The following is a 14399-nucleotide window of genomic DNA, read 5'->3' as shown; positions in this document are numbered from 1 at the left end:
GCTCCTATGTCCCGACGTACTTCGGAGCGCGCTTCTCTTTGAAAAATGCCCGCACCCCTTCACGGTGGTCGTCCGTCTGGAGGCATTGGACTTGCGCGAGGATTTCGTAGTCGAACTCGGCGGCCATATTGCGGTCGAGGGAACGCCGGATCGCCTTCTTGGTAAAGTTCAATGCGATGGGAGGGCCGGACGCCAGTTTCTTGACGAGTTCATCCGTCACGGCATCGAGTTCCCTCGGTTCGACGGCTCGGTGGATCAAGCCGATACGCTCGGCCTCCGGCGCGTCCACATAGCGCCCCGTCATCATCAGGTCCGTCGCCCGCCCCAATCCGATGATCCGAGGAAGAAAATAGCCGCAGCTCATGTCGCAACCCGCCAGGCCGATTTTCACGAACGGCGCGGCGAAACGGGCCGTGCCGACCGCGATCCGGAAATCGCACGAAAGGGCGATTCCCATGGCCCCGCCGACGCAATCACCGTTGATTCTCGCCACGACGGGAATCGGAAGTTCCGAAATGAGCCGGATCGGGTCGAGGTAGTGATCGACGAGGGCCTCCCACTCTCGGGAGGAGCGGGGCACCATTTCAGACCCATCGGCGCCCGCCGAGAAAAGATTTCCCGCCCCCGTCACGACGAGCACACGGACACCGCACCGCCCGGCCTCTCTCAAGCGTTCGCACAAGAGATCCAGCGTGGCCACATCGATCGAGTTCATCCGATCCGGCCGGTTTAGCGTCAGCGTGGCCACCGCCCCATCGGTCGTCAGTAGGACCGCGTCCGTTGTCTTGCTCATACTCCCTCCTTCTCATATCGAACGATAGGCCACGCTCGTTTGACCGCCTCACGCTTGAGCCTCCGGTCGGGATTTACGGCCACCGGGTGGCCTACGGACGATAAGAATGGAATGTCGGTGTAGCCGTCCGCATAGGCGAAACTGTCGGAGAGTGACAGGCCATGACGCTCGGCGAAAGCCTGGACCCGCTTTCGCTTACCCTCCCCGTAGCACAGGTCGCCGACCACCTGCCCCGTCAGAATCCCGTCGAGGGTTTCCAGCTCCGTGACCAGGGTGTCATCAATCCCTACGCACGCGGCAAGAGCGCGTACCATGGGAGCCGGTGCGGACGAGGCAATCACCAGCCGTCGGCCCGCGTTGCGATGTTCCTGCATGCATTCAAGCGCTCGCGGGTAGATCCTTTTCCGCATTCTCCGGTCGAGAATGTCCGTTGCATCATCTTGTATCGACTGGGCCGACTGGCCTGCCAGGATATAGAAGCCGACCCGCGTAAGATCCCCATAGTTCATGCGACCGGCCAAATAGTTGCCCCAGAACCATGCGGCGCCGCGCGCGAAATCAAGGGGCCGTATCCGTCCTCGTCTCACCCAATCCAGTGCACCGGCCAACGCGAGGTTTCCCCGCACGATGGTGCCATCCACGTCGAAAAACGCGCCCGAGGTCAAAACCGTCCCTCGCGCGTCACCTCGCGCCAGATAATCTCTCGCATGATCTCGCTCGTGCCCGCGCCAATTGTCATCCCCATGCATTCGGTCATGAGGCGACCCACCGGGTACTCCGCCATGACGGCGTTGCCCCCGTGGATTTGCAGCGCCTCCATGGCAACATCCCTAACGGTCTCCGTGGCGAACAGCTTGGCCATAGAGATTTCCTTCTGGGCGCGGCCCGTCCGAACCAGTTGGTCGCAAGCCCAATAGGTGAGTTGACGGGACGCTTCGATCTTTGTCAGCACATCGGCCAGCCGGTGCTTCCAGACTTGGAAGTCCAGGACCGGCCGCCCGAACACCTTTCTCTCTCCGCCATATCGGAGGGCTTCCTCCCACAGAACCTGCATCAGACCGTTGGCAAAGGATGCCAGGACGAGGCGCTCCCCCTGGAAATGGTCCATGATGTAGTAGAAACCTTTCCCTTCTTCGCCGATGAGGTTGTCGACCGGGACTTCACAGTCCTCGAAGAAAAGGAGGGCGGTGTCGGACGATTTCGCGCCGATTTTTTCCAACCGCTTACCGACCGAGAATCCTTTCGTGTTCGTGGGGACGATCACGAGACTCAGCCCGCCTTTTCCGGCGCCGCTCGTTCGAACCGCAAGCGTGATGTAGTCCGCGATAGAACCGTTTGTGATAAAGGTCTTGGAGCCGCTGATGATGTAGCGGTCTCCCTTTCTCCGTGCCGTCGTCCGGATGCCGGCCACGTCGGATCCAAAGTCGGGCTCCGTAATGCCCAGACCCCATATTGTTTTCCCTTGAACGGCGTCCGGCAGATAGCGCTCTTTCTGCGCCTGGGTTCCTTCCCCCGCGATGGCCGAAAGGGCGAATTCCGCATGGGCCAGCATGGAGACGCACATGCCGAACGCAAGTGAGCGCACCAACTCTTCGCAAAGAACCGTGGTGTACCGGAAATCGAGTCCCGTGCCCCCGTATGGCGGAGGGACGCGAATTCCCAAGAGCCCCAGCTTGGCGGCGCGCGCAAACACGTCCCGAAACGTTTGCCTGTACGGTCCATCCGGCTGGGTCTCCAGCTTTTCGTACTCTTGCCAGTGGGGACGCATTTCCTCCTCCACAAAGCGGCGCACGACGGCGCGGAATTGCCCGTGCTGTTCGTTGAAGTAGGGCGAGGTGCCGGCCATCAGAAGCCGCCTTTCAGGCCGAGGAGGGATCGTGCCTCTGCCGGCGTTGCCGGCTCGCGGCCGATCTCACGGCAGATTCGGACGGCCTTCTCCACGATCTGCGCGTTGGACGTCGCCGGTTCACCCCTCCCGATGTAAACGTTGTCTTCCATCCCCACCCGGACGTGTCCTCCGAGGGCCGCGCAGAACGCAACGCTCCTGAAATGCACCCGCGCTCCGATGGCGGAAACCAGCCAGTGGGACCCGGGCGGGAGGTTGTCCGCTAGAAACATCAGGTTGCGCGGCGTCCACGGCGTGCACTCGCCGCTGATGCCCATCACGAAGTTGACGAGAAGCGGCTCTTCAAGCCATCCCGCCTCCCGAAGCGTCCAGATGTTGTTGAGGAAACCGCTGTCGTACACTTCGAGTTCAGGCTTTGTCCCGTGTTCCCGGAACAGAAGTGCGGCCCTCTCCATTTCCGAATAAGAGCGGAACAGCGTGACCAGCTGATCCCGAGTCCACCGTCCGGCCTTCGAATCATAACGCCCGAGGAGCGAACCGCCCCCCACGGAAAAGGAAGCGATCTCCGGCTTCAGTTCCGGCACCACCTTGATGCGATCCTCCAGCGGCAGCCCCGCCACGGCTCCGCCGGTTGTGCAATTAATCACGAGGTCGGATTTCCCGCGGATTCCATCGACGATGCGACGGAAGATACCCGGGTCTGACGTCGCTTTTCCATTCGTGCCCCGCGCGTGGATGTGGACAACCGATGCGCCTGCGCGCCAGGCATCCAGGGCCTGGGCAATAATTTCATCCGGCTGCTCGGGCAGGTTTGGATTGGCCTCCTTGCCCTGCTGTGCCCCCGTGAGCGCGCAGACAACCACCACTTTGTCGGGAAGGTCCTGAGTTCTAAATCGTTCGTCCACTTTACCTTCCCTTGAACGCAGGCTGCCTCTTCTCCGCAAACGCCTTCGGCCCCTCCTGGGCATCCTCACTCTGCCTTGCGTACTCGGCCAGGAGCTGCTCCAGCCGCAAGCCCTCGGCAAGCGGCCTGTCCATGCCCCTGCAAGCGGCTTCCTTCACCAAGCGCACCGCGAGCGGCCCGTTCCGGCAGATGCGCTCCGCCATCGCCAGGGCGGTCGGCATGAGTTCATCCTGCGGGACGATGCGATTCACGAGGCCGATCCGCCCGGCTTCGGCCGCGTCGATCTTTTCCGCGGTGATGAGCATTTCGAGTGCCCGGCCGAACGGAATGAGCCGCGGCAGTCGTTGCGTGCCGCCGGCGCCGGGAATGATCCCCCACTGCACTTCAGTCAGGCCGAAGGTGGCGTTTTCAGACGCGATGCGGATATCGCAGGCGAGGGCCAGCTCGATCCCCCCGGCCAGGCAGTGACCGTTGACCGCCGCGATGATCGGTTTCCAGATGTCCAGATTATGCGTGATGCCGCCGATGCCGGGTTCCACCTCCCACCGCGCACGGCGTTCTGCCGGTGTCGTAGACTTGTAGAACCCGCCCAACTCCTTCAGATCGGCGCCGGCGCAAAAAGCCTTCTCCCCCGCCCCCGTAACAACAGCCACCCACAGTTCAGGATCGTCGCGAAACTCGGCCCAACGGCGGTTCAGCTCAACCCGCATCTCGACATTCATGGCATTCATGGCTTCCGGCCGGTTCAGAGTCAACACTGCGGCATGATCCCTTCTCTCGAAGAGCACCGTCGCGCTCATGGCCCCGTCCGTTCGAAGCATTCGATGTCCCGGATATCTCCTCGGCACCGGTCCGCGGGAAGGAAGCGCGCCTTCACGCGGTCGCCCCGTGCGGCCTCCACCTTGTGGAGCAAGTCGTTGTCCGCTCCATCCATTCGGATGAGGCCGAGCCTCTGCGAGGGAGGGCCGGCTGTCGCCACAATGGTTCCGTGGGGGCCGACCGGCCGCAGATCCGACTCTCCCAACGTGTAAAAACAGGCCGGGCAAAAGGAGCGGGACGGCACGCGTATCCGATCGCAAGATGGGCACCGGCTTCCGAGGATCTCCCCACGCTTGAAACCTTCAAAGAACCACGAGGCGCCCCTTCCGGCCGCGTAGGAGAAAGGGATGTCGAGCCTGACCGGCGCACGGGGAGGAGGCGCGACGCTCCTTGGAGGAAGCGGACGCGGAAACACTTCTACGGCAACTCCACGTGCTATCCCGAAGCCGATGAGATCCGCCATTGTCCGCCGGGGTTCCCGCCAGACCGCGTCCACGCGCGCACCGATGACGGCGGCGCGGGAATCGGCGTCCAGGTAGTGGTTCACGGATGTTGATGCTCCGTCCAGCTTGACAAGAAGGCTGACATACGGCGTGGCCCTCATTTTCCCGGTCACCGTGTCCAGAATCGGATGGTGCGAAATCGTCAGGGCCTCGACGATCCCGGAGCCGCCCACTTCCACCCAATCCCGAAGCGGGAGGTAGCAATCCCCGCAAACGGCGCGCGGCGGGAGGTAAACCTGGTTGCAGGATGGACATCGGGTCGCCGCGATCTTGCCTTCGGCTAGGTAAGCGTGAAAGGCGGCGAAGATTTCCCCGGGCGCGATCTCCCAAGCCAGGTCCATCGTGTGCTGAATCCTCATAGGCTTAGTGGGGCCTATCCGATCCTAGGACCATGACATCGGACCACGAATAGACTCCATAGCCCGTCACGAGCGCGAGGTGAACGTCGGGAACTTGGCGCTTGCCGCCTTTGCCGTGGATTTGCAGAGCCGCCTCCGCCGCCCGGATCACGCCGGAGGCGCCCACAGGATTCGTGGAGAGCACGCCGCCGGAAGGATTCACGGGCAACTCTCCGCCCATTTCGGTCACGCCGTCTTCGATCAGGCGGGACGCCTCACCCTCACGGCAGAAACCCAGGGCCTCGTACCACGCGAGTTCGGCATAAGTGACCGGTTCGTAGATTTCGGCAACGTCGAATTCCTTGAGGGGTTCGCGGATATCCAGCTCTTGGTAGACTTCGCGCGCCGCGGCGCGAAGGGTGCGCATGGTGGAAAGGCGGTCGCCGTGATCGCCGAGATACGGCTTGTCGTGCCGGGTCGCCACGGCGTGAACCCAGGCGGGTCTCGGACAGATTGTTTCCGCCCGGCCTTCGGCCGCGAAGACGACCGCACAGGCGCCGTCCGACTGTGGACACATGTCGAGCAGCCGAACCGGCTCCGCGAGAACTCTCGATTCCATGACCTGCTCGAACGTGAGGTCGGGCATCTTGAGATGCGCGTGGGGGTTGAGCGCTGCGTTATGTCGGGCCTTCACGGCCACCCGCGCAGCCGCCTCCCGCGTGACGCCGCGCGTTCGCATGTATTGGGAGATCGAAAGGGCAAAGTTGTTGAGCGCTCCTCCGGCCACGTACCGGTCCCACAAGGGGTCCGTCATGGACATACCGGCCTGCGTGTGGCCTTCGGAATGTTTCTCCCAGCCAACGACCAGGACCGTGTCAAAAAGACCCGAGGCGACCTGGTGGAAGCCGGCGATGACGGCGGACGTTCCCGATGTGCCGCCGGTCGCAATCTTGACGCACGGTTTGAGCGCGGCCGTCGCCGCCTCCGCGCACCACAGATCCGGCAGCATCCTTCCCTCGAACATCTCCATGTTGGCGAGAATGACCGCCTCGATGTCGGCAGGCCGAAGCTCCCCGTCTGTCAGCGCCCGCGTGACGGCCTCGTAGATCAGCTCGGGCTGGCTCACGTCATCCCTTGCCTTCGCGTGGTCCGTCTGGCCGGTGGCCACAATCGCGGCGCGGGTCACCATAGCAATTCCACTCGCCGTCCTTGGAGCGTAGCGTAGAGGGCCACCCGGCTCATGGCGAGGCCTCCAGCAATACCACGCACTGGCCCTGGCCCGCGGGACCCCAGCAGCCATGGGCGAGGGCCTTTTTCGCCCGGCCGAGTCGAACAGACTCTACGGCACAGATCACACGCTCCAAACCGGAGACGACGTAGGGATTGCCCGCGAACCAGCCGCCGGTTGGGTTCACGACCGCACGCCCCCCCCCACCCGCACCCTCCCCCTCCAGGGGGGAGCGAAAAGCTTCCTTATCCTTCCCCTTGACGGGGGAGGATTGAGGTGGGGGTGGATCCAGCGCCAGTCCGAACGCCGCAGCCCAAAGGATCTCCTGATGCGCGAAGGGCGCGGAAATCTCGGCCCGCTCAACGTCCGCCGGTTTCCACCCCGCCATCCGGAACGCCCGCTCAGCAGCCTTCTTTGCCGCGGGACATCCGACCAGATCCCGGTCTCCCAGGTAGTGTGGTTCAACACACAGGCCAAGGCCGGCAACGCGAACGTGACTCGTGGCTCGGCTGCTCCGGACTCCTGTCCTCTCGCGGCACTTCCCCCATCCTGGAGGTCGTGAGTCGTGGCTCGTAAGGACGACGGCGCAGGAGCCGTCCACGATCGGAGCCCGATGTGCCGCTCGGAGGGGTTCAACCAGCCACGGAGATTTCCGAACATGGTCCACGGCCACTCCTCCGCGCACAGCCGCAACGCGGTCCATCTCCTCTTCGCTTCCCCCCGCCGCTATCCACACCGAAGCCTGGAGAGCCGCGGCCTGGGAGTCGTTCAAGCCGAGCGGCTGCTGGAAGTTGGGGTCGAAGGTCCACTTCGTGATCTCATCCGCATCCGACTCCGAGTTCTTGCAGTGCGCCACGACCAGCACGTTTCTCTTGCGGCCGGAGAGGATCATGGTCGCGGCGTGGAAAAGGGCCGCGGCTCCGTCGTCCGAGATCCGCGCCTCTTCCTTCATTACGGCCCCGACCGATTCCGTGATCGACACGCTCGAAGCCACCTTGCCGTCGAACAGGTCGATCGAGGCGGTAACGATGGTGTCGATGTCGTCCCGATCCATCCCGGCGTCGGCCAGCGCGGTGCCGACCGCCGCATAGACCATCTCGGCCATGGAGCGCTCGTCGCGCCCGTAAGCCGTCCGGCCGACCCCCGCAACAAACATCAACCTGCCCCGCCCGAACGCGCCGCCAGACCATTCTCCAGGAACTCAAACGCGCCCAACAGGAACGACCGACTTCTCGCCGGGTCGAAGGATTCGGAGAGGTTTGCGCGGGAGTCTTGTATATAGACGAGACCCAGGAAGGCCGCCCACATGAGGTCGATGGCCCTCTTCGACGGCCTCGACTCCTTCCCACGGGGTGAGAGGATCCGGGCGCCGAGAGAAAAATTCCTGCCGGAGCGATCCAGGACGGCGCTCCTTACGGCCGGAGACAGGTACCGTGTAAAGTCCGCGTCGTGCAGGTAGAGCAGGGCCTTGTAGTACATCGGGTGCTCCTCCCGGAATCGAATGAAAAGCTCCCACACGGCGCGCCGTTTCTCCGCCGGACCCCGGCGCGACTCCGCAATTCGGACGAGTCCTTCGTGAAACACATCCATCGCGTCGAGAATCATGGAAAGATAGATCTCCTCCTTGCTCCGGAAATACAGATAGAGAGTGCCGACCGAGAGTTCGGCCCGATCGGCGACGTCTTCCATCGTGGTCGCCGCAAACCCCTTCTGCGAAAAGATGCGGGTCGCGGCCTCCAGGATCACCTTTCGCCGCGCCTCCTTCTCGCGGTCTTTCCGCTCCCTCACTCCCATGGCCACGGCCTCAGAACGAACTTGGCGGCGCGGCGATCTCCCGATGCCGCCTCGCGCAGCACGTCGTTGATCTCGCCGAGAGGACGGACCTCAATGTCGCCCCTCAAATCGAGCCCCCCGTCCGAGGCCCACCGGATGACCTCTTCGAGGTCCATCCGGTCCAGACCCATCGATCCCATCACCGTTATTTCATTCCCTACAAACGTGCGGAGCGGGACCAACTCGACCGGCTCCGGGCCGATTCCCACGACGACAACCCTCCCGCCCGGCCTCACGGAGCGGACGGCTTCACGGACGCTCGATGATCGGCCCACGAATTCGAACGCGGCGTCCACGCCCCCATCCGTCATTTTCTTGATCTCCTTCGCGGCATCCTCATCGCGAACATTGATCGCAGCCGTGGCGCCTGCCTTGCGCGCGCGTTCGAGAGCATGCGGCGAAACGTCCACTCCGATCACACTCGAGACGCCCAGCGCCTTCAGAATCTTGACCGCAAACGTGCCCAACGCGCCGCATCCGAAGACCGCGGCGCGTTCGCCCGGTTTGACCTCCGCGCGGCGGCGGACGGCGTGGAACGCCGTGGCTACGGCGTCCGTCAACGCCGCGCCGATTTCGAACGGAACGCCCGCCGGCAATCGGAAGAGGCACGACTCGGGCGCACGAACGTACTGGGCAAAGCCTCCGTCGGCGTGCACGCCGAAGATTTTCGATCCCCGGCACAACGCCTCCCGGCCGCGGCGGCAGTATTCGCAGGTGAAACAGGGGACGTGGGGATAGACGCACACTCGCTCGCCTTTGGGGAACCGACCCGCCCCACTCTCCACGGTTCCTGCCATTTCGTGACCGAGCGTGATGGGCACGAAGGCCGTGGGGAATGTGCCTTCCACGGCGATATGCAGGTCCGTTCCGCAGAGGCCCGCGGCCTCCACCTTGACGAGAACCCCATCTCCCCCGACGAGCGGGGTCTCGTCAAGGGTCAGCGGCTTTCCGGCCCCGTGGAACCGCGCCGCCATGAAATGAATATCATTCATGTGATGAACTATATTCAGTTTATGGCTGTGTTGTCAAGTCCCCCGGGAATCCCGGGAAACCGCCCGTGGAAACGACGCCGGCTTCGCTGGGCGCGTCGGCGACTACGAAGGTTTTCGCATCACGTACATCGTCCCCGAAGCCTTCGAGACGAGACGATCCTGAGCGTCGACTACTTCCGCTTCGAGCACGATGATGCGCCGACCCCGATGCACCACCCAGGCCCGCGACTTCAGCGTGCCGCTCCTCACCATCCGAAGGTGATGGATCCGGACTTCGATCGAGGCACACTCCTCACCGGGGCCCAGAAGGCTCGTCACCGTGCGGCCCATGGCCGTGTCCGCCAACGTGAAAAGGACGCCGCCGTGAAGGACACGGTTCGGATTGAGCAGCTTCGGGGTGGTTTTGAGCGTGATCCACCAAGTCCCCCGCTTATCCCTCGTCCACCGCATCCCGTGGAGGTCGGCATAGGGATGGCCATCCTCACCGGGATCAAAGTCTTTCGGAATGGTGTACGGCTTCTCCCTCACGGCGCCGGATTATCCCAGAGTCCGCGCGGCTTGCAAGCGAGTGGACGTCCGGCCCATTTGTCGCTACAGTGCCAATTGTCATGGCTACGACAAGAAAGGGGCTACGTGAAGTCCGCCGGTCCTTCTTGGAGAGCCGGCTGTTGGATACTCTCCGTAGCGAGTCCGTCACGCTCACCGCCCTCGCCGCGGTCCTCGGAGTATCTGGTCGAACTGTCTTGCGCCTCATACGCGATCTCCGGCAGCAGGGCCAGTCCATCCTGCTGGTCAACGACGGCCGCCGACAAGCCTACCGCCTGGGAACGATTGAGATCCCCGACGTTCGGAAGGGCACGGCCTTCGACCTGCTCAACTCTGGCTTCGTCGGCATGTGGGCCGATCGGAAAGACATACGGAGCAGCGCAGAGTTTGCCCGTCAGCTCCGGAAAAGGGCGAGCCGTCGCGCCTGCCAACCGTCCAGGTGATCGCCGGTCCCGATCTGCTCCTCGATACGTCCGTTCTGGTCGATGTCGGCAGAAAGCTGGGCCAATCCCTCGAATGGTTCCAATCGATCCGACACCAGGTTATCGGTATCCCGGTGCTCGTCTGGATGGAGCTTGTCGATGGCTGCCGGACAGGTGCCGAAGTCGCGCGCCTGAAAAAGGAACTTAACCCCCTGCCGGTTGTTCACCTCACGGCCGAGGACTCCGCCCTCGGGCTGGCGCTGTTCGAGAGATTCAGACTCAGTCACGGCACCGAGATCATCGACGCGTTGATTGGGGCCACGGCTGCGCGTCTGGCCCTTCCTCTCTACACCCTCAATCTCAAGCACTTCCGCCCCCTCCCAGGCGTAGACGCGAGGAAACCGTATTGAGCATCCGACGAGTCGCTGGACTCATGCTCCCGGTGGTCTTGTGTCTCGCCCTTGTGCCCGGCTGCGAGGAAAGGACTCTCTGCAACGGCGGCCCATGCAATCCTCCGTCCTACGGCGGCTCTATCGTCGCGGAGGACGGAACCATTCCCTACCAAGTGCATTTGAAAGTGGACGATCGATGGTTGGCATTCGAACGTTTCCAAGACGACAGTGGCCTTGTGTCCTCCACCGTGGAGGATCTGACCCTTTCGTTCAAGGCAGGCCAGAACTTCATCGACATCCGTGTATCGAATGGGGGGTCAACCCCCGTGCGCCTACAGGGGTTCAGCCTAGGTCCGATTCAGCGCAGTTCAAATGGCACGTGGTTGGCCAACGGCTATCAGTCCTGGTCGATCTCTCCGCTCTTGGATGAGGGGATGGTGAGAAACGCAGCGCCCGCCGACCGGGATCGAGTCCAAGCCTTCAACACGGATGTCGTGTCTCTTGAGGCTTCAACCTCTTGGTGGTACGCCGGTCCCGGAAACTGGGAATACCCCCCATCCGTCATCTCCGTCGTCGCCACGGCGCGGGTTTGGAAGACAAGGTTCCTGCTCCAGAAAGGCGGTCTCTACGCCGTCCAAGGAGCGACAGGGGATTCGGTTCCGCTTCGACCGGGATCAGAGGTTTCCTTCGAAGACCTCATTTTGAACGGCGCCGTCTCCCCGGCTCCTCCTCGCCGTCTCTCGATCAGGCCTCCTTCGGTGACTTTCCAGCCATCACCCATCAAACCACCCTTCGTTCCCGTTGGCTGGAACTCGTGGAATACGCTGTTCGACAAGGTGACGGAAGCGGACGTGCTGGCCAATGCGCAGTTCATCAAGGAAAACCTGCCGGAGTTGGGGATCAACAACATTCAGGTGGATGACGGATGGGAGAAGAACTGGGGCGAGTGGGAAGCCAATGAGAAATTCCCGGACGGAATGGACGGGACCGCGCAAAAGATACGGGAAATGGGATTCATTCCCGGCATCTGGTTCGCACCGTTCCTGGTCGATGTAACTTCGTCGGTGGCCAAGCAGCATCCCGACTGGTTCTTGCGCGGCTCCGACGGCGAACTCGTCAAATACGGCGTGGCCAATTTCGGCGGGGGAGCGACGAAACTCATCCTCGATACGACTCACCCCGAGGCAAACGCCTGGATGCTCGGCCAGATCCGGAAGATCGTCGGCTGGGGATACCGCTATCTCAAGCTGGACTTTCTATTCGGCGGCGCCATCGAGGGAAAGCGATACGACTCCAACAAGACCGCGCTCGAAGCGTATCGCGGCGCGATGCTGGGGATTGGGGAAGCCGCCGGTCCCGAGGCCTACATCCTGGCGTGCGGCGCTCCGCTTCTCCCCTCCGTCGGTGTCGCCCACGGAATCCGGATCGGGCCGGACGTGGCCTTCTTCAATCTCCCGCTGGAATGGCGATACGTCAAGGCGGAGGTGCTGAACCTCGCCACGCGCCATTTTCCATGGCCGGCCATCGCGCCGGACCCGGATGCCGCCCTCGTCCGCGATCTTCCGGAAAACGAAGCGCGATTCTTTCTCTCGGCGGCGCTCATGGCGCCCGGGATCTTCGCCATCGGCGATCACCTCCCCGCCCTTCCACCCGATCGGCTGGCTCTCTATCGACGCATCGCGCCATTGATTCCATTGCTGTATGGCGGCAAGCCCGAAGAGGAATACTTCACCATCCCCGACCTATTCCAATACCCAGCGCGAATCATCCCAAAGACCAATCTCGAACCGTACCTCGTTCCGGGGAGCTTTCCCATCCCGCCTCTTTGGATCCGCGAAACGGGCAAGTCGAGTGTGGTCGCCGTGCTTAATGGGGAGGACTCCCCTCGGTCGATCGATCTGGACGTACGCCAGTACGACAGAATTGAAGAGATCTTCAGCGGCGAGAGAATGGTCGCCTCGAAAACCCACCGGGTGGAGCTCGGACCCCGCGAGGGCCGACTCTATTTGCTCACCTCCCCCTGACCGTTCTGGAGCGGAAGCGGGATCAGCTCGAACTCCACCCGACGGTTCTTCTGGCGCCCCTCCTCCGTGGCATTCGTTCCTGAAGGATACCTCGGTCCAAGGCCGATGGGGACCAGACGCTTTCGATTGATCCCTTTCGCGGCCAGGTAGTCGGCCACCACGATGGCCCGACCCCGACTGAGGATCTGGTTCACGGCGAACTCCCCAATCCCGTCCGTGTGACCTTCGATTCGGAGAAGCACCTCCGGACGCGACCGCAGGAGTTCCGCCAGCCGGTCGAGGACCGGATACGATTCGGACGGCAGATCCACCTTGCCAAACTCGAAGACGATCCGCTTCTCGTGCACTCCCTCGCTTTTCGCCTTGGCCACCGTTCGTTTCGCCGCCGCCGCCGATCCTTTCACCAGCGGGAGCGATAGATTGAACACCTCGCCCTCCCGAATCTGAAACTTCTGCGTGAGAGTTTCATACCCCCCCAAGCTGGCCACAACGGCATAATCCCCCGAGGGGAAGTGCTCCACCTCGAAGTGCCCCCCCGGAATGGTCACCCTCGGAACGAGCTGTGGATCGGAGAAGGCGATCGTCACATTCTCAAGGGGTTCGTCGCTGCCGGCTTCCATCACGCGCCCCACCAATCTCCCCCCCCCCGCCGCGGTGGAGTCCTCACGCCCTCTTCGTGGAGACTCTGGAACACCGGTCAGGTAGGACAGTCCGAACACAAATCGCCACGGCGGCAGGATTCCCGTGTCGAGGAATCCCGGGAAATCCCCTGTGAGCAGTCCCACGTCCATCGCGCCGTCCACCACCCACCGCGGCGAGACGCGGGCCTTCAGGCCCGGTGTCAGCCACACCGGGTTCTGCAGAAAAGAAATATCCCTTCGCTCCATCGCCGTTGAACGCGAGCCGGACGTCTCGCTGCTCAGGGCCTTGCCGTCGCGGTCCTGATAGGTGAAACCCTCGATGAAGGCGGAGGCGTTGCCGACCGGAACTTCCATCACCACGCCGAGAACCCAACTGTCCTCGATGTAGACTCCTTGCGCAAACCGCAGCGGGCGGCTCAATTCATCAAGGCGGGTGAGCAGCGCCTTTTGCGAGTGGTCGTTGTAAAGGCCGGCGTTCAGGTGAAATCGGATGTCCTGGAGATCCACCGTGCCAAGGATCAGGAAGGTGGGGCTGAGGGATGCCGGGGCGAGTCCCGCCGTCTCCTCTTGATTGAAAAGTTTCGCGATGGCGGCCAGGCCCACATCCACATACCGGCTGTCCACAGCCAGAACTTTGAGCCCCGCGGTCAGGTTCCCGAAATAGCCGTCGTTCCGTTGTCCCTCCTCGGGGAGAGTCATCGGCTGATACTTGCCGTCGCTCGCAAAGGAGAATTCCAGACGATTGAAAGGGAGCAGATAGCCCGGGCTGTATGTATAGGAAATCGACCCATCCACGCTCTTGTGCCGATCCCCTTCCATCATGAAATCCTCGGCCACGAAGAACCCCGTTTGGAACTTGAGCATCCCTACCCCCTCCTCGGTCCTTTGTGTGGAATACGCCCTCAGGAACCCGCCGCCTCCCGTTTGAGTGGTACCCCGCGAATAGGCCTCAGCGGAGGCTGAAAGCGTGCAGAGCGTCCAACCCCCGAGCACGGCGACCAGCCTGAATCGGCCTTTTCGATTCGAGTGGAACATTACGAAATCGGAAATTTCCGATCTGTATTGTATCGGATTTCGCCCGCCCATGAACAATCCCGTCTTCCCTTGCGGGTGGGGTT

At 62.6% G+C, this 14399-nt stretch carries 15 protein-coding genes; 3 read left to right on the top strand and 12 right to left on the bottom strand.

The genetic code is table 11. The features are described from left to right. Positions 1–4: 4 nt before the first annotated feature. The 11 genes from HYT87_13400 to HYT87_13350 form a co-directional block, all read right to left on the bottom strand. Positions 5–793 (bottom strand): enoyl-CoA hydratase/isomerase family protein, encoded by a 789-nt coding sequence (locus tag HYT87_13400; GenBank protein MBI2060759.1) that lies wholly within the window; start codon positions 791–793, stop codon positions 5–7. Beyond that, a complete protein-coding gene (locus tag HYT87_13395) occupies positions 790–1458 on the bottom strand; it encodes an HAD family hydrolase (GenBank protein ID MBI2060758.1) in 669 nt (222 codons plus the stop codon). Before HYT87_13395 ends, HYT87_13400 begins: the two co-directional genes overlap by 4 nt. Beyond that, the gene (locus HYT87_13390) at positions 1455–2639 is read right to left on the bottom strand and encodes an acyl-CoA dehydrogenase family protein (protein ID MBI2060757.1); all 1185 of its coding nucleotides are present in this window, start codon (positions 2637–2639) and stop codon (positions 1455–1457) included. Before HYT87_13390 ends, HYT87_13395 begins: the two co-directional genes overlap by 4 nt. Next, positions 2639–3544: a 3-keto-5-aminohexanoate cleavage protein gene (locus HYT87_13385; protein ID MBI2060756.1), complete on the bottom strand. Its 906-nt coding sequence runs from the start codon at positions 3542–3544 to the stop codon at positions 2639–2641. The genes HYT87_13390 and HYT87_13385 overlap by 1 nt, the downstream gene beginning before the upstream one ends. 1 nt (position 3545) lies before the next feature. Beyond that, complete coding sequence (locus HYT87_13380) at positions 3546–4343, bottom strand: enoyl-CoA hydratase/isomerase family protein (GenBank protein ID MBI2060755.1); 798 nt, start codon at positions 4341–4343, stop codon at positions 3546–3548. Then, positions 4340–5224: an OB-fold domain-containing protein gene (locus HYT87_13375; protein ID MBI2060754.1), complete on the bottom strand. Its 885-nt coding sequence runs from the start codon at positions 5222–5224 to the stop codon at positions 4340–4342. Before HYT87_13375 ends, HYT87_13380 begins: the two co-directional genes overlap by 4 nt. A 4-nt stretch (positions 5225–5228) precedes the next feature. Beyond that, positions 5229–6392, bottom strand: coding sequence for a thiolase family protein (locus HYT87_13370; protein MBI2060753.1), 1164 nt, complete (start codon positions 6390–6392; stop codon positions 5229–5231). Positions 6393–6441: 49 nt separating this feature from the next. Then, positions 6442–7536: a hypothetical protein gene (locus tag HYT87_13365; protein ID MBI2060752.1), complete on the bottom strand. Its 1095-nt coding sequence runs from the start codon at positions 7534–7536 to the stop codon at positions 6442–6444. 50 nt (positions 7537–7586) lie between these two features. Beyond that, positions 7587–8225 carry a TetR/AcrR family transcriptional regulator gene (locus tag HYT87_13360; GenBank protein MBI2060751.1) on the bottom strand — a complete coding sequence of 213 codons (639 nt, stop codon included), beginning with the start codon at positions 8223–8225 and terminating at the stop codon, positions 7587–7589. Further along, positions 8216–9256, bottom strand: a complete 1041-nt coding sequence (locus tag HYT87_13355; protein ID MBI2060750.1) for a zinc-binding dehydrogenase — start codon at positions 9254–9256, stop codon at positions 8216–8218. Before HYT87_13355 ends, HYT87_13360 begins: the two co-directional genes overlap by 10 nt. A gap of 102 nt (positions 9257–9358) precedes the next feature. Further along, the gene (locus HYT87_13350; protein ID MBI2060749.1) at positions 9359–9784 is read right to left on the bottom strand and encodes a PaaI family thioesterase; all 426 of its coding nucleotides are present in this window, start codon (positions 9782–9784) and stop codon (positions 9359–9361) included. A gap of 80 nt (positions 9785–9864) precedes the next feature. Between HYT87_13350 and HYT87_13345 the strand changes: the two genes are divergently transcribed. From HYT87_13345 to HYT87_13335, 3 genes are read left to right on the top strand one after another with little or no spacing between them, the layout of a single operon-like run. Then, positions 9865–10245: an HTH domain-containing protein gene (locus HYT87_13345; protein ID MBI2060748.1), complete on the top strand. Its 381-nt coding sequence runs from the start codon at positions 9865–9867 to the stop codon at positions 10243–10245. Beyond that, the gene (locus HYT87_13340) at positions 10242–10634 is read left to right on the top strand and encodes a type II toxin-antitoxin system VapC family toxin (GenBank protein ID MBI2060747.1); all 393 of its coding nucleotides are present in this window, start codon (positions 10242–10244) and stop codon (positions 10632–10634) included. Before HYT87_13345 ends, HYT87_13340 begins: the two co-directional genes overlap by 4 nt. Continuing rightward, complete coding sequence (locus HYT87_13335; GenBank protein MBI2060746.1) at positions 10631–12640, top strand: alpha-galactosidase; 2010 nt, start codon at positions 10631–10633, stop codon at positions 12638–12640. Before HYT87_13340 ends, HYT87_13335 begins: the two co-directional genes overlap by 4 nt. Here the strand turns inward: HYT87_13335 and HYT87_13330 are convergent. Beyond that, positions 12619–14367: an OmpA family protein gene (locus HYT87_13330; GenBank protein ID MBI2060745.1), complete on the bottom strand. Its 1749-nt coding sequence runs from the start codon at positions 14365–14367 to the stop codon at positions 12619–12621. The two genes, HYT87_13335 and HYT87_13330, sit on opposite strands and share 22 nt — an antisense overlap. Positions 14368–14399 lie beyond the last annotated feature (32 nt).

It is taken from the genome of Nitrospirota bacterium, assembly GCA_016180645.1.
Lineage (GTDB): Bacteria > JACPQY01 > JACPQY01 > JACPQY01 > JACPQY01 > JACPAV01.
The sequence above is the reverse complement of the archived record's forward strand: the minus strand, read 5'-3'. Positions and strand labels throughout refer to the sequence as shown.

Bases quoted from the DNA above. Each gene is read 5' to 3' on its own strand.
- HYT87_13370 (MBI2060753.1), bottom strand. From the start codon at position 6,392: ATGGTGACCCGCGCCGCGATTGTGGCCACCGGCCAGACGGACCACGCG.
- HYT87_13390 (MBI2060757.1), bottom strand. From the start codon at position 2,639: ATGGCCGGCACCTCGCCCTACTTCAACGAACAGCACGGGCAATTCCGC.
- HYT87_13330 (MBI2060745.1), bottom strand. From the start codon at position 14,367: ATGGGCGGGCGAAATCCGATACAATACAGATCGGAAATTTCCGATTTC.
- HYT87_13365 (MBI2060752.1), bottom strand. From the start codon at position 7,536: ATGGCCGAGATGGTCTATGCGGCGGTCGGCACCGCGCTGGCCGACGCC.
- HYT87_13345 (MBI2060748.1), top strand. From the start codon at position 9,865: ATGGCTACGACAAGAAAGGGGCTACGTGAAGTCCGCCGGTCCTTCTTG.
- HYT87_13360 (MBI2060751.1), bottom strand. From the start codon at position 8,225: ATGGGAGTGAGGGAGCGGAAAGACCGCGAGAAGGAGGCGCGGCGAAAG.
- HYT87_13375 (MBI2060754.1), bottom strand. From the start codon at position 5,224: ATGAGGATTCAGCACACGATGGACCTGGCTTGGGAGATCGCGCCCGGG.
- HYT87_13400 (MBI2060759.1), bottom strand. From the start codon at position 793: ATGAGCAAGACAACGGACGCGGTCCTACTGACGACCGATGGGGCGGTG.
- HYT87_13355 (MBI2060750.1), bottom strand. From the start codon at position 9,256: ATGAATGATATTCATTTCATGGCGGCGCGGTTCCACGGGGCCGGAAAG.
- HYT87_13380 (MBI2060755.1), bottom strand. From the start codon at position 4,343: ATGAGCGCGACGGTGCTCTTCGAGAGAAGGGATCATGCCGCAGTGTTG.